This window comes from Roseibium album (assembly GCF_001404515.1).
Lineage (GTDB): Bacteria > Pseudomonadota > Alphaproteobacteria > Rhizobiales > Stappiaceae > Roseibium > Roseibium album.
The window spans coordinates 529,271-548,533 of record NZ_CXWE01000005.1; the positions used below are offsets into that span (position 1 = coordinate 529,271).

Sequence of the window (19,263 nt, forward strand, 5' to 3'; positions counted from 1 at the left end):
CGTTGCCAGTAAAGCCGTACTATCGGGAGGTCTCATGAATATTAGGTACTTTGCCTGGGTTCGCGAAAAGGTTGGCATAGAGGAAGAAACCATCGAGCTTCCCTCCAATGTGAAAACTGTCTCTGATCTGATCGCACACCTGAAAGACCTCGACGACTATCACGCTTCGGCTTTCGAGGAAGAAGACGCAATTCGTGTTGCACTGGACCAGGAGCATGTCGAACCGGATACGGAACTCGGCGCAGCCAGGGAAGTCGCCTTTTTTCCGCCGATGACGGGTGGATGATGATGCCGGTCACACCAAAGGTGAAAGTTCAAACGGAGGATTTTGACGCAGGGGCGGAGTCCGGTCTGCTGACCTCGGGCCGCAAGGATGTCGGTGCGCTGGTGAGTTTTACGGGCCTGTGCCGCGACGAGGCCGGTACGCTGAGTGCCCTGGAGCTGGAGCATTACCCCGGCATGGCAGAGGGCGAACTGACCCGCATCGCGCAACAGGCAATCGCGCGGTGGCCGCTGACCGGTCTGACGGTCATCCATCGTCACGGCAAGATCCCCCCCGGAGACAATATCGTACTGGTCATAGCGGCGTCCTCCCATCGCCGAGCTGCCTTCGAGGCAGCAGACTTTCTGATGGACTACCTGAAGACCCGCGCTCCTTTCTGGAAAAAGGAACACCTGGCTGAAGGCGGCACCGGCACCTGGGTGGACGCCAAGGACGGGGACGACAAGGACGCTGCACGCTGGACCTGAGCGCCCGCAACGCTTAGACTACCCGTCTCCCAAGCTCGCGTACCGCGCCGTTTTTCCTCTATCACTGCTGCGGTCAATCGACGGCTCACACCTTTGAACTGGTTCCGGTCCCTTGAAACACGACATCGACTCCACCGATGCAGGCACTGCTGATTCCGCCTCCGGGCTGAACCGCCCCCGCGGCGAAGGCGAAGTCTTGCGGGAACCCGGTATTCCATTTGCCGAGTTTGTCGCGATCATTGCGATGATCATGGCGCTTAACGCCATGGCGATCGACGTGATGTTGCCGGCACTGCCCGCCATCGGTGACGCGCTCAATATCGTCGAGGAAAACAACCGTCAGCTGATCCTTCTGTCCTATCTCATCGGTTTCGGCAGTGCACAGCTGTTTTTCGGTCCGGTGACCGACGCATTCGGCAGGCGCAAGATACTGGTTGGCGGCCTCGCGCTCTACAGTCTGGCGAGCATCGGCGCAATATTTGCGGCTGATCTCGACTCGCTGCTCATATCACGCGTGCTGCAGGGGGTCGGTTGCGCCGGAGCTCGCGTTTCCGCGCTTTCGGTTGTCCGCGACTGCTATACGGGCCGGCGTATGGGCAAGGTCATGTCGCTGGTAATGATGGTCTTCATGGCTGTGCCGGTTGTCGCACCGTCCATCGGTCAGGTCGTGCTGCTTGTCGCCGGATGGCACTGGATCTTCGCGTTGCTGCTGTTTTCCGGTGTCGCCATGCTCGTGTGGTCTGCCTACCGGATGCCGGAAACACTGGCGACGGAAAACCGCCGCCCCATGGTGATGTCCACGATCATCAGTGCTTATGTGACCGCTCTGACCACGCGCGTCAGCCTCGGCTACACGTTCGGCACCGCCTTCATTTTCGGCGGCCTGTTTGCGTTTCTGGCCATGTCCCAGCAGATATTCGTCGACATCTTCGATCTCGGGGCTCTCTTTCCCGTCGTCTTTGCCGCAATCGCGATCACCATGGCCGTCGCGGCCTTTACCAATGCTCAGCTTGTGGAAGCCATCGGAATGCGCCGCCTGTCACACGGGGCGACGGTGATTTATACCGCTCTGGGTTTGATCCTGTTTATTGTCTCCACGTTCGGGATTGAAAATTTCTGGCTATTCCTCGTGCTGGTTACGCTCATCATGACCAGCTTCGGATTCATGGGGGCGAATTTCAATGCCATGGCGATGGAGCCACTTGGTGCTATTGCCGGCACGGCATCATCGGTGATTGGGACGATCAGCACGCTAGGCGGCGCAATCCTCGGCTACATCATGGGTCAGCTCTTCGACGGGACGACCCAACCTCTGGGTCTTGCCTATGCCGTTTATGGCCTGTGTGCCATCGGATGCATTCTCTATGCCGAGCGGGGACGCATGTTCCACGCCTTGCACGACGACCAGACATGACAAAGGCCCGCCTTTTGGCCAACTTCCGACTTGAAGAAGGGTGCATGTCATTGTGCTCCCCGGCCTTTGACCGGAGTTCGGCCTAACGTCCCGCGCGACTGTCTGCGGCGAAAACGACGCTGCCTTCGGACAATGACACCTCGAGGCCGGTCTCATCGCGGCCGACAGACCATGTCTCCAATCTTGGTGCTGCTGTTCAATTGTGCGAAGCTTTGCAAGAATTCCAATCGGCAATTCTGAAACTTCCCGACGACGCGGAACCGATTTCACATGACAGATGCAACTGCTTCACTGGACACCGGAAAGAATGTTCCAGAACCGGAATACGGCAGCGGTTGGGAGGTTCTGACTTCAGACAATGACCATCTGCAAAAAGCCGGTGTCGACCGGTCCAGACTTGAACGCGTTTTTGAATTGCAGGATTTTCTGTTTGGCGGGCAAAACTGGGCAGCGGTCATTGTTCGCGATGGCCGCATCGTTCACGAACATGCCTCGTTCATGGGGCTTGCAACAAGCCGGTTTGATGTTTGGTCATGCACCAAATCCCTAACTGGAACAGCATGGGGTCTGCTATTTGACGATAGCCGAAAAGGGCTCTTGAAAGGCGGTTTGCAGATCAGCATCGACACGCCCGCCTACCAGTACCTGCCGGAGGCTGCGCCTCTGAGCGATCCGCGAAAAAGCCGGATAACAATCGGACAGCTCCTGTCGATGACATCTGGAATCAAGGGAGAGGATCATGGGCTTTACGGCGTGCCGACGGGCCCCGATGCAGGACCGTTTGAGCATGCTTTTGGGCATCAGGCCAATCGCTACGGGCGCAGCGCCGCAACTCTATCCGCGGAGCCGGGCTCCGTTTGGGAATACAGTGATCCGGCCTTTTCGCATTTATCGATTCTTTTTGCGCGAATTGCAGGCATGGAGATGGGCGAGTTTATTCAGCAACGCATATTTGCACCGATCGGAATTGAGCATGCGAGCTTTGGTGTCCTTGGTGGTGCTGGGCACATCGGTCCGCATACAAGTGGTCATGTCGGTCTGGTCATATCAGCCCGAGACCTTGCCCGTTTCGGATTGCTGGCGTGTCGCCATGGACGCTGGGGAGACCAACAGATTATCCCTCAATGGTGGTGTGACCTGGCAACACGGTCGTCCCAAATGCTGAACCACGAATATGGGTATTCCTGGTGGGTCAACGCCAAACGGACCCGTTGGCCGAAGCTCCCCGAGGACACATTTGCGCTGCAGGGTCACAACACCAACAATTGCTACATCGTTCCTTCACTGGATTTGATTGTCGTCAAAATCGGATCTGGACCGACACGGTGGAACGAAGGCGACTTTATCAATGGCATCGTTGACAGCCTGGTTTGACAACCGCTGGTAGGATCCGCCCGATCAATCATGGATCGGTTCGGTGCCAATGCGGCTTGCGAAGGCTGTGTTTCCTCACATCGGCAATCATGGATGTGGTTCATTCGTTGCCATTTCAGGGATCGAGGCCGGTCAACCGAGACTGCCGTTCACGCTTGGACCAACCCGCCTCGCATTGCACGGTTTCATACAACTGCTTGCGGACCGGTACGGGCGGCAGGGCATCCGCTTCAACGCCGTTGCCCCCGGCCTCATGGAAAGTGCACACGCAGAGTTTCACCCGGAATGGACTGAAACCGTTCCTATGGGACGGGTGGGCCGCAATGAGGAAGTTGGCCGAACCATTGCGTTCCTTCTTTCAGAGGCATCGAGTTACATAACCGGTCAATGCCTGACTGTCGACGGAGGTGTGAACAGGCCTGTTGGAAATTGACAGGCATCACCGCCGACAATGCGGTCGCCTTCAAATGCCTGCGCGGCACCAATCCACATATGCGGTGACGGTTTGCCCCTGAAACACTGCGTTCGCTGCACTCAGGCGCAGCCGGTCGCCGGACATTTCCACCTGGCGGATTTGCTCTGTACCGACCCAGTTGGGACAAGAGGCCTGGGTCACGCGGTGAATGACATGATCTTGCTTGTATTCATATGGTCCGGCGTAGGTAATCTGAGATTTGATAGCCGCAGTGTCCTCCTGAACGGTTCCGCCGAACGGATCATTTGTGGCGTATTGCATGCGATTGCTGGCCATCATGTGAACAAACACAAAACCATCTTGAGAATAACTGATATATCCGGTCGCATCCTCTCCCAATGGGTAAACACGGCGACCGTCTTCATCTTGATTGAACCAGGCAATCAACGACCAGGTGCCGACCAGGGTCAATTCCGACATAATAAACAATCCAATCATGAAATTGATTTCAACAATACGCTTTTCACGGCATACGGCGTTCGTTCGAGTCGGGTTTCACAATAGTGCAGACGGCACCCGTCAGTGAACCTTGGAAACGGGATCAGGGTCGATTTTCGATTGTGATATCAAGGATTCACTGCCGGCTGATATCTGCCGTTGGAAGAATACCGCTTGCACCACAAACATTGCATACGGGCTTCCTGCCAAACGAAAACCAACTCAGCCCCGCACCCAACAATACCGGACCGGGAACTGCCACTTTTCGCATCCCGACCTGCTGGTTGCCTGTACTCGTCGTTTACCGCAGCAGCCCTACTCTCCCAGGTAATGCTCAGTATGCCACATGCCCCTGATGGGAGCTGCGCCTTGTTGGGTTACTTGAAATTCCTGCCACCATCTTGCGGCTTGCCAGATCGCTTCGGGGCAACTGGCTCTGCTTTCCAGCCCGGGTGTCAAATCATAACCGTTGGCGGAACATAAAGCTTCGATAAAGGCCGCAGATGGTATTCCATATCCATCGAACAACGGGTTGTCTGCTCGCCCAACCCCCCAGACGTAACCCAGCCAAAGCAGAAGCAGCTCAACACAATCGAGGTCGACACGTTGCTTCTTGAACTGCACTATCGTTTTTTTCATCTCGCTCAGTTTCACCGGTATCCGCATGACCGCAATGTTGGGATACATGTTTTTGCTGGCGTAGTTGGCAAGATGGGCCTGTTCCACGGCGTTGTCTGAAGGCGGGTAACCAAATCCTTCGGCGGGCTCCAGCGAAATTTCCCAGATAGCGCCTTTGTCTGTGGGGCCGGAGCCCTGAAGCAGGACGACATGTGACCAATGGCTGGGGCTCATGTCGTTCCTCAAGTGGCCCTGCGCCACTCGTGTGTGGAAATAGGATTTCTGTTTGCCACCGATCAGAACAAGATAGGACATACCCTTCGCGCCCTCTTCAGCGGCAAGCGTTTTGAGATGCCTTTTAACCCATTTCTCGTTGTCTTCGCTGCCACGTCTCTTTGCCTGAACAAACTCTGGATTATGCGCCTTTGCCGTTGATGCCACAATATTCAGCATTCGAAGTCTCCTGAAAATTCGTTACCTGAGAAGCCCAAGCGCGACGTCCCTGGGTTTACCGGGATGCTTGTGAATTTCGTAATACGTCACCTTTGCCTCGAGTGTATTGGCCGCCTTGCGCAAGGCAAGCATGGCAAATTGATCCCCGGTGTGCTTGTAAATGGTCTCTGTACGATAGCGCTTGCCGAAGACCTGTTGAGCGAAAAACGGTTCCGCGTCGGGAGGCTTTGAATGTCGCGGCCAGCGAGACTTTTCGCCCTTGAAAAACCTCCGAAAGCCGGCACCGATGTTCTTGAGCTGATCGCTGCCGATGGTCGTTACCAAAGACGAGGGCGAACAAATGATTTCAATGAATTTGGTCCGCCCCGCTTCCTTTACCCGGGTGACGCGACCCCAATGAACGTCACCCGTCAGAAGCAAGACAGGACGCCCGGCGTCGGAAAGTCTTTGGAGCGCTTTTACAATGCCTTCATAGTCACCGTAGTTGGGAAGCATCCAGTCTGCGACGGAACCCTTGTATTCACCGACCGGCTTGTCGAGTAAGGATTGCCCGGTAACGACAGCGCCGACTTTCTTTTCTGCAATCAAACGGTCCACCCAATCGTTCAATTGGGGCAATCCATCTGGAGCAAGGGTAGCGCTGCGGTCTTCCTGTCTCTGCGAGCGTTGATCCAGAACAATGATTGAAACAGGATCAACATCGACTTCTATGTTGTCCCCGCGAACCGCCGGCGTGGCGCATTGGAACGCGTCATAGAGCTGGTCCGCTGCGTTCTTCCAGCGCGCTCGGGAATCCTGTTTCCAGGAATTCTGGATTATCGGAGATCTGTGGGGAAAGTTGTTCCAATATTCATGGTCATCGGGACAAAACACCGCCGGCGATGTTTTCAACAACGCGTCGAGGCCGAGATTTGAGGTCCAATTGGTTCGATAATAGTGTTGAAATCTTTCGGAAAGTTGCGCTTCGTCGTCCGGATAGTTGTTGAGCGTGGGTAGGTCGAGATAGACCTGATCACCCATAAACAACGACAGGTCCTGGCGTTCTGAAGCCGGGATATTCGAATAGGTTCGTGCAACTTGCGCCTGCCGGTTTTCGGCCTGATGGAAACAGGAACACAGCAAAATGCGGAACCATGTGTCTGTCGAAATCGCTTCGGGAAACCGCCTTATGCTCAATTCGGCGGTCCCGCCATTTGCCGTAACCGATACCCGGTCATAATTTGCCTGCGGATCCTCAACCGAAATCTCAAAGACACCGGTGAGCAGTGTCGAGCCGAATTTGTGTGATGGCGCGAGCGGACGCAGCGCTACAGGCGTGACGGCCTTGCCGTTTATCTTCCATTTTGGTCGAGGGGCAGAGTTTTCGTCATTGCCGCTCTCAACACACAGCCATACTCTTATCGTGTTCTTTGAAGAAACCCGCGCATGTAGTGTTAAGCTGGTCAAGGCTATGGACCTTACGGTTAAAAGCCATAGCCTACTCAATATGCGTTTTCGCAATCAAGAGTTTAATTAATTTTCTCAATCTACTTTTTCGATAAAGATCTCGCGCTTATTAATTCTCGCACCTGACAGGGCACCCGGCACGAGTTGCATGAATTCATCTCCAAAGACCGGCATTTGTCAGCCTCTCCCTCTGCCGGCCCTCACCGCGCATCTGGGTCAGTTCATCAAAAACAGTTGGAAATATCAGGTACGGATCTGCAATTGAACTGATCGGGATTTGACCGCCGGACAAGGCGCCAGAAAATGGCGCCGGAAATGCGGTTAGACTGCAAGCACTGTCTGACAAAGCAGTGGCTCAGGACGAGACGTTCACCGCCACACGCACCCGTTGAGGCGGTTCTAGGGTGAACAGATCCGCCCTGGTTTCGATCCCCGACAAGAGGATCAGCCGGCTGCCGCCTGCAAGGCAGGTGCATCAGGCCGCACGGCAGCATCATAGTCCTTCATGAGTGTTTCGATGATCTCGCCGACCTCGAATTTGGTTCCGGCAATTTCCGAAACAGGCGTGACTTCCGCCGCCGTACCGGTCACGAAGCACTGCTCGAATTCGGGAATCTCTTCCGGCATGATCGCGCGTTCGATCACCTCGATGCCGCGTTCCCGTGCAAGATCGATCACGGTGCGGCGGGTAATGCCGTCAAGGAAACAGTCAGGTGTCGGTGTGTGGATCTTGCCTTCCCTGATGAAGAACACGTTGGCGCCCGTGCATTCGGCAACACGCCCACGCCAGTCCAGCATGAGCGCGTCAGTATAACCTTTTTGTTCCGCCGCGTGTTTTGACACGGTGCAGATCATGTAAAGGCCGGCGGCCTTGGCCTTGAAGGGTGCCGTTTTCGGATCCGGACGGCGGTACTCCGCCATATCGAGACGGATCCCCTTCAATCTTTCCTCCGGCTTGAAGTAGCTCGGCCACTCCCAGGCCGCGATGGCCAGGTGAATGGTGTTGGTTTGCGCCGAGATGCCCATCATTTCACTGCCACGCCAGGCGACCGGACGGATATAGGCATCGGTCAGCTGCATGCGTGCCAGGGTTTCTTCCTTGGCGGCGTTGATCTGCTCGGCTGTCCAGGGGATCTCGAAGCCGAGCGTACGGGCTGACTCCAGCAACCGCTCGGTATGTTCCTCGGACTTGAATATCCGGCCACCGTATGCGCGCTCACCTTCGAAGACACTGCTGCCATAGTGCAAGCCATGACTCAGGATGTGGAGCTTCGCGTCCGACCAGGGCACGAACTCGCCATCATACCAGATATCACCACTGAGCTGATCAAAAGGCGTTCCAGCCATGTTCCATCTCCAGCACGCTCATTGAGCGATTATTGAATTTTTGTTACAGACGCGAATAACGCCAAAGACTTGCGCCTGTATTTCTGCTGTATATTTTGCACAGCACGCCAACTATCGGTATCCTGATGACCGTGGCAGCGTTGAACGGATTCGTTTATCATCCGATGCCTAAAAATGCATCTTTGAGACCGATCATTTCGCGCGCAGCTTCTGACAAGTAACAATCGACCAGAATTAAGTCAATATGACTGACGTAAATTTCAAACCGGCAATTTCACCTGTCCCGCGGGAAGAGGATGTTGCGTCAAATGATCCGGCTCAAAACGAGGCTGAGGACTCCTTGCCATATGACCTGATCGAGCTTCTGTTTTTCGCCTACAAGGATTTCACCGGCGACCCCGATGACGTCCTTGCCGAATTCGAATTCGGCCGGGCTCATCACCGTGTGCTTCACTTTGTGGAGAGAAATCCGGGCATCATGGTCACAGACCTGCTCGGAATATTGCGCATTACCAAACAGAGCCTTGGGCGCGTTCTCAAGCAACTTGTCGATGCAGGTATCATCGAGCAGCGTGAGGGTCTGAATGACCGGCGGCAACGGCTGCTATATACGACGGAGCGGGGTCACACTCTCGCGGAAGAACTGGCACACCTGCAGCAAAAGCGCCTTGAACGTGCCCTAATTGGATTGCCTGATGGCAGCGAGGAAATCGTGCGGCAGTTTCTGTTGCAGATGATCGATCCCGAGGCTCGCGCGGACATAATGAGACTTATCAGAAGCCCGTTCCCCCTGAAGGACTGACCGACGTCGAGTTAACAAGGAACAAAATGACGACATGAAAGCCCAGGTGCCCGACGACAATGCCAACCATATCCTCCTGGTGGATGACGACAAGCGGATCAGGGATCTGCTCTCAAGGTTGCTAAAGGAAAACGGCTACCGGGTTTCCACTGCCGCCAATTCCGCCGAAGCGCGCACGTGCCTTTCCGGCCTCGAATTCGATCTGATCATCCTGGATGTGATGATGCCCGGCGAAACAGGTCTTGAGCTCGCAGTTTCCCTGCGCGAGGAGTCCGAGGTTCCTATCCTCATGCTCACGGCGAGGTCCGAAGCCACAGACCGCATTGCCGGGCTGGAGGCTGGTGTCGACGATTATTTGCCCAAGCCTTTCGAACCTCGGGAACTGATGCTCAGAATGGCCGCGATCCTGCGCAGGGGGAACACTCAGCCCGCCGTCGCCAGTGAGGAGATCCGGTTCGGACCGTTTTCATTCAACAGCTCCAGAGGCGAGCTCAAGAACGGTGACAGTCAGGTCCGTCTGACGGACAGGGAAAAACAGATCCTGTCGATCTTCGCAGAACAACCGGGAGCCACGGTGCCGCGCCACAAGATCGTTGGCGGCGAAAGCGGCCTCGGCGAACGCACGGTTGATGTTCAGATCAACAGGTTAAGGCGCAAGATCGAAACGGATCCGGGCAATCCGATCTACCTGCAGACTGTTCGCGGCATTGGCTATCGACTGGCGTGTGATTGAGCAATTGTCGAATGGCCAATCCTGAAATCCTGCTCCGGCGTTTCTCACAATCCGCATTTTTGAAGCCGATACTGCATGTCTACAGGGCGGTTTCGCGCTTCATGTACCGGATCATGCCGAAAGGGCTCTACACCCGGACCTTCCTGATCATCATCGCCCCGATCGTCATCCTGCAATCCGTCCTTGTATTCGTCTTCATGGAACGCCACTACCAGCTCGTCTCCAGGAGGATGTCGGAAGCGGTGGTGCGGGAAATCGCAGCCATTGTGTATGTGCTGGAGCACTATCCGCAGGATCCCGACTACACCAATATCGAACAACTCGCCTCAAACGCCCTCGGCATGTCCACCACGATCCTGCCCCTTGAGCCACTCCCGCCGCCGACATCCAAGCCCTTCTTCGATGTGATCGACAAGGAACTCAGTCTCGCGATCAGTCGGAAAATCGGCAAGCCGTTCTGGATCGACACCGTCGGACGCTCAAGATTTGTCGAAATCCGGATCCAGTTGAAGGACTCCATTCTCAGGGTCTTCACACGTCGTAGCCAGACCTTCGCCTCCAACTCCCACATCTTCCTGGTCTGGATGTTTTCCACGTCGCTCGTCCTGCTGATCATCGCGCTGTTGTTTCTCAGGAACCAGATCCGCCCCATTGTCCGTCTTGCCAACGCTGCGGAAGCATTCGGCAAGGGCCGTCCCGTCGACAATTTCCGCGCCAGCGGCGCCCGCGAGGTTCGCCGTGCCAGCCTTGCCTTTATCGATATGCGCCGACGGATCGAGCGCCAGATCGAGCAGCGAACGACGATGCTGGCAGGTGTCAGTCACGACCTCAGAACCATCCTGACACGTCTCAGGCTGCAACTCGCATTCCTCGGTGAAACACCCGAAAGCGAAGCCATGCGCAAGGACGTCGATGAGATGAGCAACATGCTGGAAGACTACCTGGCATTTGCCAAGGGTGACGCGGACGAGGAGACCCGGTCAACGGACATCGCACTGCTGCTGGAAGAGTTGGAAGAAGAATCCGAGATTTCAGGATTTCTGGTCACGACCTCTTTCGACGGGCCATCGGAAGCGGAGGTCAAGCGGCTATCGATGAAGCGTTGCCTGTCCAACCTCGTGACCAATGGCTGCAAATACGGCAACCGCGTAGACGTATCCGGAGGCATCGATCGGGGCTGGCTGACCGTTACCGTTGATGACGACGGCCCGGGCATTCCTGAAGAAGAGCGGAGCCTTGCCTTTCGTGCCTTTTACCGGCTGGACCTTGCCAGAAATCAGGACGAGACGGGAAGCGGCCTGGGTCTTGCCATCGCCCGCGATGTTGCGCGCGCCCATGGCGGTGATCTTTATCTCGAAGACAGCCCGCTCGGTGGTCTGAGGGCCCGGCTCAGGGTACCAGCGTGAACACACACGCCCGAACCATTCTCAATAGAGCCGTCCTCCGATCGGAACATCTTTGTCAGGCGTCAGGAGAACGACCTCACCTTCGTCGTCCGGAACACCGAGAGTCAGAACTTCCGACCTGACCGGTCCGATCTGGCGTGGCGGAAAATTGACGACGGCCATCACCAGTTTTCCAACAAGGCTTTCCGGCGTGTAGTGTTTCGTGATCTGGGCCGACGTCTTCTTGATCCCGATGTCGGGACCGAAATCGATCCGCATCTTGTAGGCGGGTTTGCGCGCTTCCGGGAATTCCTCCGCTTCGACCACCTTGCCGACCCGGACATCCACTTTTAGAAAATCGTCAAAACTGATTTCGTCGCTCATGAACCACCCTTTGCTTTTCACAAGCGAAGATGGACTCGCTCCGAACTCGGCGCAAGCCCGAAGCTGCATTAGGCCCTTGCCGGTTCTTCTTCGGAATATCCTGCATCGTGATCGGGCTCATCCTCTGAATGCCGACCCTGTCTGCGTCTGCCTTTCGAAGCCTTTTTCAGGAAGGACCGAAGCCCCTTGGCAAAGCCATCAAGCCTGTTCAGGCGCTTCATGAACGAGGTGCCATTGTCCAGTTCCTTGTCGAGGCGTGCCATCGTCCGGGGCATGCCCTCATCCGCCTCGTCCAGCCAGACCCTGACGACACGTGCAAAGGCAACGGCAAGTCCCTGGGTGACGATCCCGCCCTTGAACCCGGACACCTCAATCCCTGCGGCAATCAGCATCCACTTCTGCGAACGGGTTTCCAACCGGTTGAAATCAAGCGCAAGCGCCGGATCACGGCGTGCGGCCTTGTGCAATGACCGGACTGCTTCCTTGTGGTCCGCAAGCGCATCGATGCGCGCCATGAGCACGTCGAACAGGCGGTCACGAGGCGGTTGGTCTTCCATATCCTCGTCGCGCTCATCGAGCACCTGCGTGTCGATCTTTTCGGCAAACGCGGCGACAAGGTCGAGTTTGGAGGCATAGGAACTGCGCATGTCGGAGAGCTTGACCTTCGCCTTCTCCGCGACCAGTGGCAGCGACACGTCTTCGTAAGGGTGGTCGGAAAGAAGGCCCAGAAACGTCTGAAGGATCTTCTGCTTGGTCTTTGCGGTCGTCATGGAGCAATCTCCCATTGGTCATTGTATGGAAAGATAGGAGACCTTTGCTGCGGCGAAAAGAGCGGCGCTCCGCCGCAGTTCCTGAATTTGCGTGCATTTCCTGAGGAATGTTCGCTTAAAAGCCGCAATCCGGCCCGTGCATCCGGCGTGCAGGATGTCAGCCCGCGAGTTCCCTCGCCCGTTTGATTGCAGCTGCAACCGCTTCCGTCATCACCGGTTGAAGGCCCTCTTCGTGCATCAGCACATCAAGGGCGGCGGCTGTCGTGCCGTTCGGACTGGTGACGTTCCGGCGCAGGGTCGAAGGATGCTCTCCGGATTGATGAAGCAGTTCCCCGGCACCGCTGATCGTTGCGACGGCCAGGTCATGCGCAATCTCTTCCGGCAACCCGGCTGCTTTTCCAGCTTCGCTCAACGCTTCTGCCAGGTAAAACACATAGGCAGGTCCCGACCCGCTGACACCTGTGACCAGATCAATCTGGTCTTCGCTATCGAGCCAGACGACCTTGCCGACCGCCGAGAGCAATCTCGCGACATCTTCTTTCTGGTTTTCGCTCACATCGTCAGTTGGAAAAACAGCTGTAATACCCCGTTTTACCATGGCCGGCGTATTCGGCATGCATCTGCACACCGCAACATCGCCGAACACGGATCTAAACTTGGAGACGGGCGTTCCCGCAGCAACGGACATGAGGAGCGTGTCGTTCGCAACCGCTGCCTTCAGCCCGGGCAAGACCTTGTCCATCATCTGCGGCTTGACCGCCAACAGGACGGTTCCGGCACTCAGCGTCTCCGGAACAGCTGTCACGTGACGGATACCGTGTTTTTTCAACAGGGCACCCATCTCGTCGGACAGGCCCGGATCGCAGACGACGATAGCGGAAGGATCAATCCCCTCGGCCATCCAGCCTGACATCATCGCCCCTCCCATCTTGCCGGCGCCGACAAGAAGAAAGGGACGCTCTTTTGAAAAATTCATGCTTCCCCTGCGGTTTCAAACAATGCCGTACTCATGGCATCTGCAGCCGAATGCCCGGCCCAGACCACGAATTGAAAGGCTTGATAGAAACGTTCGCAGTTTTCAAGGGCATTTGTCAGCATCGCTTCAATCTGCGCCGAAGATGCTTCGGCACCGCCGCTCAGCAACAGTGACTGCCGGAACATGATGACGTTCTCTTTGTGCCAGAGATCGAAGTGTCCCATCCAGAGCTGTTCGTTGACGAGGGCCAGAAGCCGGATAACTTCGGTCTTGCGCGGCTCCGTGACCTTCAGGTCGAAAGCACAGGCAAGATGCAGTGCTTCCACCTCCTCCATCCAGGAGAAGGAGACATGGTAATCACACCAGCTGCCTCCCAGCGAGATGGTGATTTCGTCCTCGTCCGAGCGTTCAAACGCCCAGTCGTTCAACGCGGCAACGGTTTCGATGGTATCAACGGGATTGTCAGGTCGCTCGAAGTCGATCTCGATGAGGCTCATGATGCCTTCTCCCCTTTCGAGCCGGGGCCGAATACCCGATCAGGATAACCGGGCGGGCCGCCGGGAAATTTCCCATGCCGGAGGAGCAAAACGCGTCCTTTGGTGGCCCTACTCAAGAGAACCGGTTCCGTCTTGCTCCGACGAATCCCTGTTGTCTTCGAGTATAGGATCAGGAATGATTTAATGGATACATACCAAACCCGATGAATTCGCCGAAACTTGTGGACGACTCAGCTGAAATTCTCGTCAAACTGCTCAAAATCACTGCATTTCCGCCAAGTTCATTCGTCGTATTTCTGTCATCAACAATTAACAGAAAGTGCTCACTTCGACGTCACCCAAGTGCTTTAAGCGTCTCCGTCGTCTCCGGAATTGCCGTTTTCGAGCTTGGCGAGCCGCGATTCGAGCTCTTCGACCCGGTCGAGCGCACGCACCGCCATTTCCTTGACTGCTTCATGCTCTTCCCGGGACACCATATCCATGTCGGACAGGAAACGTTCCGCCTGAGCGCGGAATGCGGTTTCCACCTCACGTCGGGCGCCTTGTGCGACACCGGCGGCATCTGTCATCAGTTTTGCGAAATCGTCGAGAAGGCGGTTTGGGCCCTGGGTCATCTGACCCTCCTTGTTCAGGAACATTTTCAATACCCGACAGGTATGAGGGAAATGCTTCAACTTCAAGAACCAATTCCGTCACACCGCAATTCAATGGGCGGCTCGCGAACGCTTGACGACAGCACGCTTGACGGATGAACGAAGATCGCGCAAGCGTTGCCCCGGATATTCCCCAGCCCAAGTCAGGCTCAAGAAGGACGTCACGTGCCGACAGTTTTCGTTTTGCCGTTTCCGGCAATTGATCCGGTTATTTTCGAAATCGGTCCTTTCGCCCTCCGCTGGTATGCGCTTGCCTACATTGTCGGCATCATACTCGCCTGGCGCTATATGCGTGCCCTTGTCCGCAACGATCGGCTATGGGCAGGCCTTCAAAGACCCACTCCAGTCGATCTGGATGACTTTGTCCTGTGGGGCACGTTCGGCATCATTATCGGCGGACGCCTGGGGTATGTCCTTTTCTACAATCCCTCCTACTACTTCGCCAATCCGGGGGAAGCCCTTGCCGTCTGGACAGGCGGAATGTCCTTTCACGGCGGTTTTGCAGGCACGGTGATTGCCATTTTCCTGTTTGCCTGGCGCAGGGGGCTGTCGGTCTGGACCCTGTTCGACCTTGCCGGTTGCGCGGCACCGATCGGTCTCTTTTTCGGCCGAATCGCAAACTTCATCAATGCCGAACTGTGGGGCCGCACGACGGACGTCCCCTGGGCAGTGGTGTTTCCGGGCGCCGGCCCCGAACCCCGCCACCCCAGCCAGATCTACGAGGCCGCTCTCGAGGGCGTCGTATTGTTTCTTGTGCTCCGTCTTCTCAGTCACCGCTTCAAGCTCCTGGAAAAGCCGGGATTCCTCGCAGGCGCCTTTGCGTTTGGATATGGCGTTGGCCGATCGATCGCCGAACTCTACCGCGTTCCCGATGCACATATCGGTTATCTGTCGGGTTTCCTGACGATGGGAATTCTGTTGTCCCTCCCCATGATCCTCGGAGGCATCGCGCTCATGGTCTGGGCCGCTCGGAGGTCAAACCGAGAGGCTCGGAATTGACGGTGGTGAAGGACAAGATCAAGGCGAGGATCGTGGCGGATGGACCGATGTCGGTCGCGCAGTACATGGCAACCTGCCTGGGCGACCCTGACGGCGGCTACTATGCGACACGAGACCCTTTCGGACGCGAAGGCGATTTCATCACTGCTCCCGAAGTCAGTCAGATGTTCGGCGAACTCGTCGGCGCCGCCTGTGCATCGGCACACCAGGCGCTCGGCGAACCTGACCGGATCAATCTCGTCGAGTTCGGGCCCGGCCGGGGGACGCTGATGGCGGATCTCCTGCGCGTTGCGGCCCTCCGGCCCGCATTCGTGAAGGCAGCAAACCTGCATCTGATTGAAACCAGCCCGCACTTGAGGAAAAAGCAGCGGGAAACGCTGGCAAAAGCACCCCTGCAGCCAACTTTTCTGGGCACATTTCTGGACGTTCCGGACGGACCATTGATCGGTGTCGCCAACGAGTTTTTCGATGCCCTTCCAATTCATCAGTTCGTCAAGACGGAGCAAGGATGGTGCGAGCGCGTCATAGGAATCGACAATGCAGGTGAGCTCGCCTTCGGCGCCGGAACGGCCCGAATACCGAAGAATGACCTCCCTCCCGGTCTCGCCGGGTCCCCACTTGGAACCATCATCGAGACGCAACCGGCTGCAAATGCGATCGCCGAGCAGTTGGGTGCGAGGCTGGCGCAGTATGGAGGAGCCGTCCTCATTATCGACTACGGCTATCTCAGGACCGCACCTGGAGACACGTTACAGGCGCTTTACAAGCATGTTTACGACGATGTCCTGGCGCATCCGGGCGATGCCGACTTGACCGCACATGTAAATTTCGAAGCACTGGCGACGGCCGCGATCAAGGGAGGTGCCAAGGTTCATCCGCCCATGACACAGGGTGATTTCCTGTTGCGATCAGGTCTGCTGGAACGGGCAGGCTCGCTTGGTGCCGGGAAAACCCAATCGGAACAGGAGAGCATTCGCAACGCGGTCGAACGGCTTGCGGCACCTGATCAAATGGGAAGTCTTTTCAAGGTTTTGGCTCTGACAGGAGAAAATTGCCCATTCCCACCGTTTGACAGCACCGGCTGAGTTCCACAAGGATCGGAGGTTGGCGACGAATCGATCCAGAAATGGACGCGCAAGGATCTCGTCAGACGACACCGGTTTCTTCAGAAGGTCACCAAATGAAGATAGAAGCAGATGCGCTGAAGCTGGATGGGATACGCCACGGCTTTTTCACGCGAAGAGGCGGAGTTTCAACCGGTATCTATGAAAGCCTGAATGTAGGGCTTGGATCCGATGACACGCGCGATGTCGTGCTGGAAAACCGCAATCGTGTTGCCGAAAAATTCAATGTTTCCGCTGATCGGCTCGTATCGCCCTATCAGGTTCACTCTCCCGATGTGATCACCGTTCAGGGCCCTTGGCAGGACGGTGCGGACCGAAAAGCGGACGCAGTGGTGACCAGCGAGCCTGATCTGGCCATTGGCGTATCGACCGCCGATTGCGGCCCTGTCCTTTTCGCCGACGCAGGCGCCGGTGTTGTCGGCGCGGCACATTCCGGCTGGAAAGGGGCAATTTCCGGTGTCCTGAACAACACCGTGACGGCAATGGAAAAGCTTGGCGCAAAAAGACAAGACACTGTTGCCGTGCTTGGTCCGACGATATCGCAAGGCTCATACGAAGTCGGAGCGGAATTCCGGGAACGCTTCGTGGGTGTCGCTCCCGAATACGGTTCCTATTTCGTTTCGTCGAAACGCGCCGGACATTACATGTTTGATCTGCCGGCGTTTATTGCCGATGATCTTGAACGCATGGGCCTGGGTGCGGTCGCCAATCTCGGTCTTTGCACCTACATTGACGAAGAGCGCTTTTATTCCTACCGCCGCACGACCCATCGAAACGAGCCCGACTACGGCCGCCAGATCAGCGCAATCTCCCTTGGAAACTGACGACTAAACGAGTGAATGTGAGGACACCATGGCACTGCATTTTTCAGACGCTGAGTTTGAGCGCCGCTTTGATGAACTGAAGGCTGTCATGGAAGCCGAAAAGCTCGACGCAATGCTCCTGTTCGCCCAGGAAAGCATGTATTGGCTGACAGGCTACGACACGTTCGGTTTCTGCTTCTTCCAGTGCCTCGTGGTCACCAGGGACGGGGAAAAGGTATTGCTGACGAGATCGGCCGATCAACGCCAGGCGCGCCATACTTCCAACATCTCCGATATCCGCATCTGGATTGACAGAGGAGCTGCAAGCCCGGTTCTCCAGCTCAAGGACATGCTCTTCGATATGGATCTGCTCGGAGCTCGTATCGGCATTGAGTACGACACTCATGGAATGACGGGAAAGATTGCCCTTCAGCTCAATTCCGAGCTGACCAGCTTCGCAAATATCAGCGATGCCTCCGCACTGATCCCGGATCTGCGCGCGGTCAAGAGCGAAGAGGAAATCGTCTATGTCCGCAAGGCTGCCGAATTGGCTGACAAGGCCTTTGATGCGGCAATGGAGGAAATTCGCCCCGGCGCCGACGAAGGTAGAATTCTGTCTGCCATGCAGGGTGCGATTTTCGAAGGCGGTGGTGACTATCCCGGCAACGAATTCATTATCGGTTCCGGGCACGATGCGCTTTTGTGCCGCTACAAGGCGGGTCGGCGTGTCCTTGGCGAGAGAGACCAGATCACGCTCGAGTGGGCAGGCAGCTATCGGCATTACCATGCGGCCGTGATGCGCACTGTGGTTGTCGGAACTCCAACCGATCGTCATCAGGAAATGTATCAGGCCGCACGCGAAGCCCTTGCCGCGGTCGAAACGCAGCTTGTCCCGGGCAAGACCTTCGGCGATATATTCGATGCCCATGCAGAACGGATGGATGCCCATGGCATGATGCAGCATCGGCTGAATGCCTGCGGTTATTCTCTCGGTGCCAGGTTTACGCCAAGCTGGATGGATACGCCTATGGCTTACAGGGGCAATCCGGCGGAAGTGAAAGCGAACATGGTGATTTTCATGCACATGATCCTGATGGATTCGATCACCGACACGGCAATGACACTCGGGCAAACCTACCTCACGACTGACGGCGCGCCGGAATGCTTATCCACGCTCCCTCTCGACCTGCCGGTAAAGTCAGGCTAAACCAACTGAAATTCGCGGTCCCTCATGCCTTTCGCTCCTGGCATGGCCGGATCGCATTCATATCGACATCGTCTCTCAATGCCGGGCCGCTTCATGCTCTCAACTTCCAGTCAGAAAATTTCTTCGGTCCTGCGGGCATTGGCAGGTTTGCTGCTTCTTGGCGCACTTGCCGCCTGCCAGTCTTCATCACAACCGCCGACACCGATTTCCGGCCCTGTTTCGACGCCGTCGATTGCCGGTCAGGCAGACGAAGAATCCGGAGTGACGTTCGCATTCGAACCCTTTACCGGTGCTCCCGGCAACATAGCCGACGAACTCTCTGAATATATCGGCAATGAAGCCCGTAAACAGGGTATCACGCTGGTGCGCCGCGTCGGCGCCGCTGCAACCTATCGCGTCAACGGCTTTCTGGCCGCAACCGGCCAGCCATCCAACGGAACCGTGTTCTACGTCTTTGATATCGTCGACAATAACGGGCGCCGCTTGAAACGCATTTCCGGTACAGAGACGACCGGGGGAGCGTCGGGCGACCCATGGCAGTCTGTCAGCTCTTCCACACTATCGCGAATCGCCACTCGCTCGATGGTGGAAATCGAGGCCTGGCTCAACCGATAA

22 protein-coding genes are annotated in these 19,263 nt (G+C 56.3%); 13 read left to right on the forward strand and 9 right to left on the reverse strand.

Going from position 1 to position 19,263, the window contains the following annotated elements; all coding sequences use genetic code 11:
* Window positions 1-34 precede the first annotated feature (34 nt).
* The 5 genes from moaD (at window position 35) to LA5095_RS19315 (ending at window position 3,971) form a co-directional block, all read left to right on the forward strand.
* Entirely contained in the window at window positions 35-286 is a 252-nt protein-coding gene (gene moaD / locus LA5095_RS19295) for a molybdopterin converting factor subunit 1 (protein ID WP_055117807.1), read from the forward strand.
* The gene (locus LA5095_RS19300; protein ID WP_055117809.1) at window positions 283-750 is read left to right on the forward strand and encodes a molybdenum cofactor biosynthesis protein MoaE; all 468 of its coding nucleotides are present in this window, start codon (window positions 283-285) and stop codon (window positions 748-750) included. The genes moaD and LA5095_RS19300 overlap by 4 nt, the downstream gene beginning before the upstream one ends.
* Window positions 751-862: 112 nt before the next feature.
* The gene (locus tag LA5095_RS19305) at window positions 863-2,164 is read left to right on the forward strand and encodes a multidrug effflux MFS transporter (protein ID WP_306361049.1); all 1,302 of its coding nucleotides are present in this window, start codon (window positions 863-865) and stop codon (window positions 2,162-2,164) included.
* 270 nt (window positions 2,165-2,434) lie between these two features.
* Window positions 2,435-3,538 carry a serine hydrolase domain-containing protein gene (locus LA5095_RS19310; RefSeq protein WP_055117811.1) on the forward strand — a complete coding sequence of 368 codons (1,104 nt, stop codon included), beginning with the start codon at window positions 2,435-2,437 and terminating at the stop codon, window positions 3,536-3,538.
* Window positions 3,539-3,587: 49 nt separating this feature from the next.
* The gene (locus LA5095_RS19315) at window positions 3,588-3,971 is read left to right on the forward strand and encodes an SDR family oxidoreductase (protein WP_055117813.1); all 384 of its coding nucleotides are present in this window, start codon (window positions 3,588-3,590) and stop codon (window positions 3,969-3,971) included.
* 30 nt (window positions 3,972-4,001) lie between these two features.
* Here the strand turns inward: LA5095_RS19315 and LA5095_RS19320 are convergent, their stop codons facing one another.
* From LA5095_RS19320 to LA5095_RS19335, 4 genes are all read right to left on the reverse strand, one after another.
* Entirely contained in the window at window positions 4,002-4,433 is a 432-nt protein-coding gene (locus tag LA5095_RS19320) for a lipocalin-like domain-containing protein (RefSeq protein WP_055117815.1), read from the reverse strand.
* A gap of 333 nt (window positions 4,434-4,766) precedes the next feature.
* A complete protein-coding gene (locus tag LA5095_RS19325) occupies window positions 4,767-5,522 on the reverse strand; it encodes a hypothetical protein (RefSeq protein WP_055117817.1) in 756 nt (251 codons plus the stop codon).
* A 21-nt stretch (window positions 5,523-5,543) separates the two neighbouring features.
* Entirely contained in the window at window positions 5,544-6,968 is a 1,425-nt protein-coding gene (locus LA5095_RS19330) for an alkaline phosphatase D family protein (RefSeq protein ID WP_055117819.1), read from the reverse strand.
* A gap of 444 nt (window positions 6,969-7,412) precedes the next feature.
* Window positions 7,413-8,315, reverse strand: coding sequence for a branched-chain amino acid aminotransferase (locus LA5095_RS19335; RefSeq protein WP_055117821.1), 903 nt, complete (start codon window positions 8,313-8,315; stop codon window positions 7,413-7,415).
* Between the two features lie 244 nt (window positions 8,316-8,559).
* Between LA5095_RS19335 and LA5095_RS19340 the strand changes: the two genes are divergently transcribed.
* From LA5095_RS19340 to LA5095_RS19350, 3 genes are all read left to right on the forward strand, one after another.
* Window positions 8,560-9,117 carry a MarR family winged helix-turn-helix transcriptional regulator gene (locus LA5095_RS19340; protein ID WP_082442894.1) on the forward strand — a complete coding sequence of 186 codons (558 nt, stop codon included), beginning with the start codon at window positions 8,560-8,562 and terminating at the stop codon, window positions 9,115-9,117.
* Between the two features lie 34 nt (window positions 9,118-9,151).
* Window positions 9,152-9,850, forward strand: coding sequence for a response regulator (locus LA5095_RS19345; protein ID WP_055117823.1), 699 nt, complete (start codon window positions 9,152-9,154; stop codon window positions 9,848-9,850).
* 101 nt (window positions 9,851-9,951) lie between these two features.
* Window positions 9,952-11,256, forward strand: coding sequence for an ATP-binding protein (locus tag LA5095_RS19350; protein ID WP_235808880.1), 1,305 nt, complete (start codon window positions 9,952-9,954; stop codon window positions 11,254-11,256).
* A gap of 21 nt (window positions 11,257-11,277) precedes the next feature.
* Here the strand turns inward: LA5095_RS19350 and LA5095_RS19355 are convergent, their stop codons facing one another.
* The 5 genes from LA5095_RS19355 to LA5095_RS19375 form a co-directional block, all read right to left on the reverse strand.
* On the reverse strand, window positions 11,278-11,619 hold the full coding sequence (locus tag LA5095_RS19355; RefSeq protein ID WP_055118091.1) for a tRNA-binding protein: 342 nt from the start codon (window positions 11,617-11,619) through the stop codon (window positions 11,278-11,280).
* A gap of 68 nt (window positions 11,620-11,687) precedes the next feature.
* Window positions 11,688-12,389: a TetR/AcrR family transcriptional regulator gene (locus tag LA5095_RS19360; protein WP_055117827.1), complete on the reverse strand. Its 702-nt coding sequence runs from the start codon at window positions 12,387-12,389 to the stop codon at window positions 11,688-11,690.
* 157 nt (window positions 12,390-12,546) lie between these two features.
* Window positions 12,547-13,365 (reverse strand): pyrroline-5-carboxylate reductase, encoded by an 819-nt coding sequence (proC, locus tag LA5095_RS19365; protein WP_055117829.1) that lies wholly within the window; start codon window positions 13,363-13,365, stop codon window positions 12,547-12,549.
* A complete protein-coding gene (locus LA5095_RS19370; protein ID WP_029065103.1) occupies window positions 13,362-13,862 on the reverse strand; it encodes a type III secretion system chaperone family protein in 501 nt (166 codons plus the stop codon). Before LA5095_RS19370 ends, proC begins: the two co-directional genes overlap by 4 nt.
* A 347-nt stretch (window positions 13,863-14,209) precedes the next feature.
* Window positions 14,210-14,476, reverse strand: a complete 267-nt coding sequence (locus LA5095_RS19375; protein ID WP_035900241.1) for an accessory factor UbiK family protein — start codon at window positions 14,474-14,476, stop codon at window positions 14,210-14,212.
* A gap of 204 nt (window positions 14,477-14,680) precedes the next feature.
* Between LA5095_RS19375 and lgt the strand changes: the two genes are divergently transcribed.
* The 5 genes from lgt to LA5095_RS19400 all read left to right on the forward strand — a co-directional run bounded on the left by lgt (window position 14,681) and on the right by LA5095_RS19400 (window position 19,263).
* Complete coding sequence (gene lgt / locus LA5095_RS19380) at window positions 14,681-15,514, forward strand: prolipoprotein diacylglyceryl transferase (protein ID WP_055117831.1); 834 nt, start codon at window positions 14,681-14,683, stop codon at window positions 15,512-15,514.
* The gene (locus LA5095_RS19385; RefSeq protein WP_235808873.1) at window positions 15,511-16,599 is read left to right on the forward strand and encodes a class I SAM-dependent methyltransferase; all 1,089 of its coding nucleotides are present in this window, start codon (window positions 15,511-15,513) and stop codon (window positions 16,597-16,599) included. The genes lgt and LA5095_RS19385 overlap by 4 nt, the downstream gene beginning before the upstream one ends.
* Before the next feature lie 95 nt (window positions 16,600-16,694).
* Window positions 16,695-17,462 carry a peptidoglycan editing factor PgeF gene (pgeF, locus tag LA5095_RS19390; protein WP_055117834.1) on the forward strand — a complete coding sequence of 256 codons (768 nt, stop codon included), beginning with the start codon at window positions 16,695-16,697 and terminating at the stop codon, window positions 17,460-17,462.
* A gap of 28 nt (window positions 17,463-17,490) precedes the next feature.
* Window positions 17,491-18,648, forward strand: a complete 1,158-nt coding sequence (locus tag LA5095_RS19395; protein ID WP_055117836.1) for a M24 family metallopeptidase — start codon at window positions 17,491-17,493, stop codon at window positions 18,646-18,648.
* A gap of 93 nt (window positions 18,649-18,741) precedes the next feature.
* Complete coding sequence (locus LA5095_RS19400; protein ID WP_055118094.1) at window positions 18,742-19,263, forward strand: hypothetical protein; 522 nt, start codon at window positions 18,742-18,744, stop codon at window positions 19,261-19,263.

Bases quoted from the DNA above. Each gene is read 5' to 3' on its own strand.
- moaD (WP_055117807.1), top strand. From the start codon at position 35: ATGAATATTAGGTACTTTGCCTGGGTTCGCGAAAAGGTTGGCATAGAG.
- LA5095_RS19300 (WP_055117809.1), top strand. From the start codon at position 283: ATGATGATGCCGGTCACACCAAAGGTGAAAGTTCAAACGGAGGATTTT.
- LA5095_RS19310 (WP_055117811.1), top strand. From the start codon at position 2,435: ATGACAGATGCAACTGCTTCACTGGACACCGGAAAGAATGTTCCAGAA.
- LA5095_RS19315 (WP_055117813.1), top strand. From the start codon at position 3,588: ATGCGGCTTGCGAAGGCTGTGTTTCCTCACATCGGCAATCATGGATGT.
- LA5095_RS19320 (WP_055117815.1), bottom strand. From the start codon at position 4,433: ATGTCGGAATTGACCCTGGTCGGCACCTGGTCGTTGATTGCCTGGTTC.
- LA5095_RS19325 (WP_055117817.1), bottom strand. From the start codon at position 5,522: ATGCTGAATATTGTGGCATCAACGGCAAAGGCGCATAATCCAGAGTTT.
- LA5095_RS19335 (WP_055117821.1), bottom strand. From the start codon at position 8,315: ATGGCTGGAACGCCTTTTGATCAGCTCAGTGGTGATATCTGGTATGAT.
- LA5095_RS19340 (WP_082442894.1), top strand. From the start codon at position 8,560: ATGACTGACGTAAATTTCAAACCGGCAATTTCACCTGTCCCGCGGGAA.
- LA5095_RS19345 (WP_055117823.1), top strand. From the start codon at position 9,152: ATGAAAGCCCAGGTGCCCGACGACAATGCCAACCATATCCTCCTGGTG.
- LA5095_RS19350 (WP_235808880.1), top strand. From the start codon at position 9,952: ATGTACCGGATCATGCCGAAAGGGCTCTACACCCGGACCTTCCTGATC.
- LA5095_RS19355 (WP_055118091.1), bottom strand. From the start codon at position 11,619: ATGAGCGACGAAATCAGTTTTGACGATTTTCTAAAAGTGGATGTCCGG.
- LA5095_RS19360 (WP_055117827.1), bottom strand. From the start codon at position 12,389: ATGACGACCGCAAAGACCAAGCAGAAGATCCTTCAGACGTTTCTGGGC.
- proC (WP_055117829.1), bottom strand. From the start codon at position 13,365: ATGAATTTTTCAAAAGAGCGTCCCTTTCTTCTTGTCGGCGCCGGCAAG.
- LA5095_RS19370 (WP_029065103.1), bottom strand. From the start codon at position 13,862: ATGAGCCTCATCGAGATCGACTTCGAGCGACCTGACAATCCCGTTGAT.
- LA5095_RS19375 (WP_035900241.1), bottom strand. From the start codon at position 14,476: ATGACCCAGGGCCCAAACCGCCTTCTCGACGATTTCGCAAAACTGATG.
- pgeF (WP_055117834.1), top strand. From the start codon at position 16,695: ATGAAGATAGAAGCAGATGCGCTGAAGCTGGATGGGATACGCCACGGC.
- LA5095_RS19395 (WP_055117836.1), top strand. From the start codon at position 17,491: ATGGCACTGCATTTTTCAGACGCTGAGTTTGAGCGCCGCTTTGATGAA.
- LA5095_RS19400 (WP_055118094.1), top strand. From the start codon at position 18,742: ATGCTCTCAACTTCCAGTCAGAAAATTTCTTCGGTCCTGCGGGCATTG.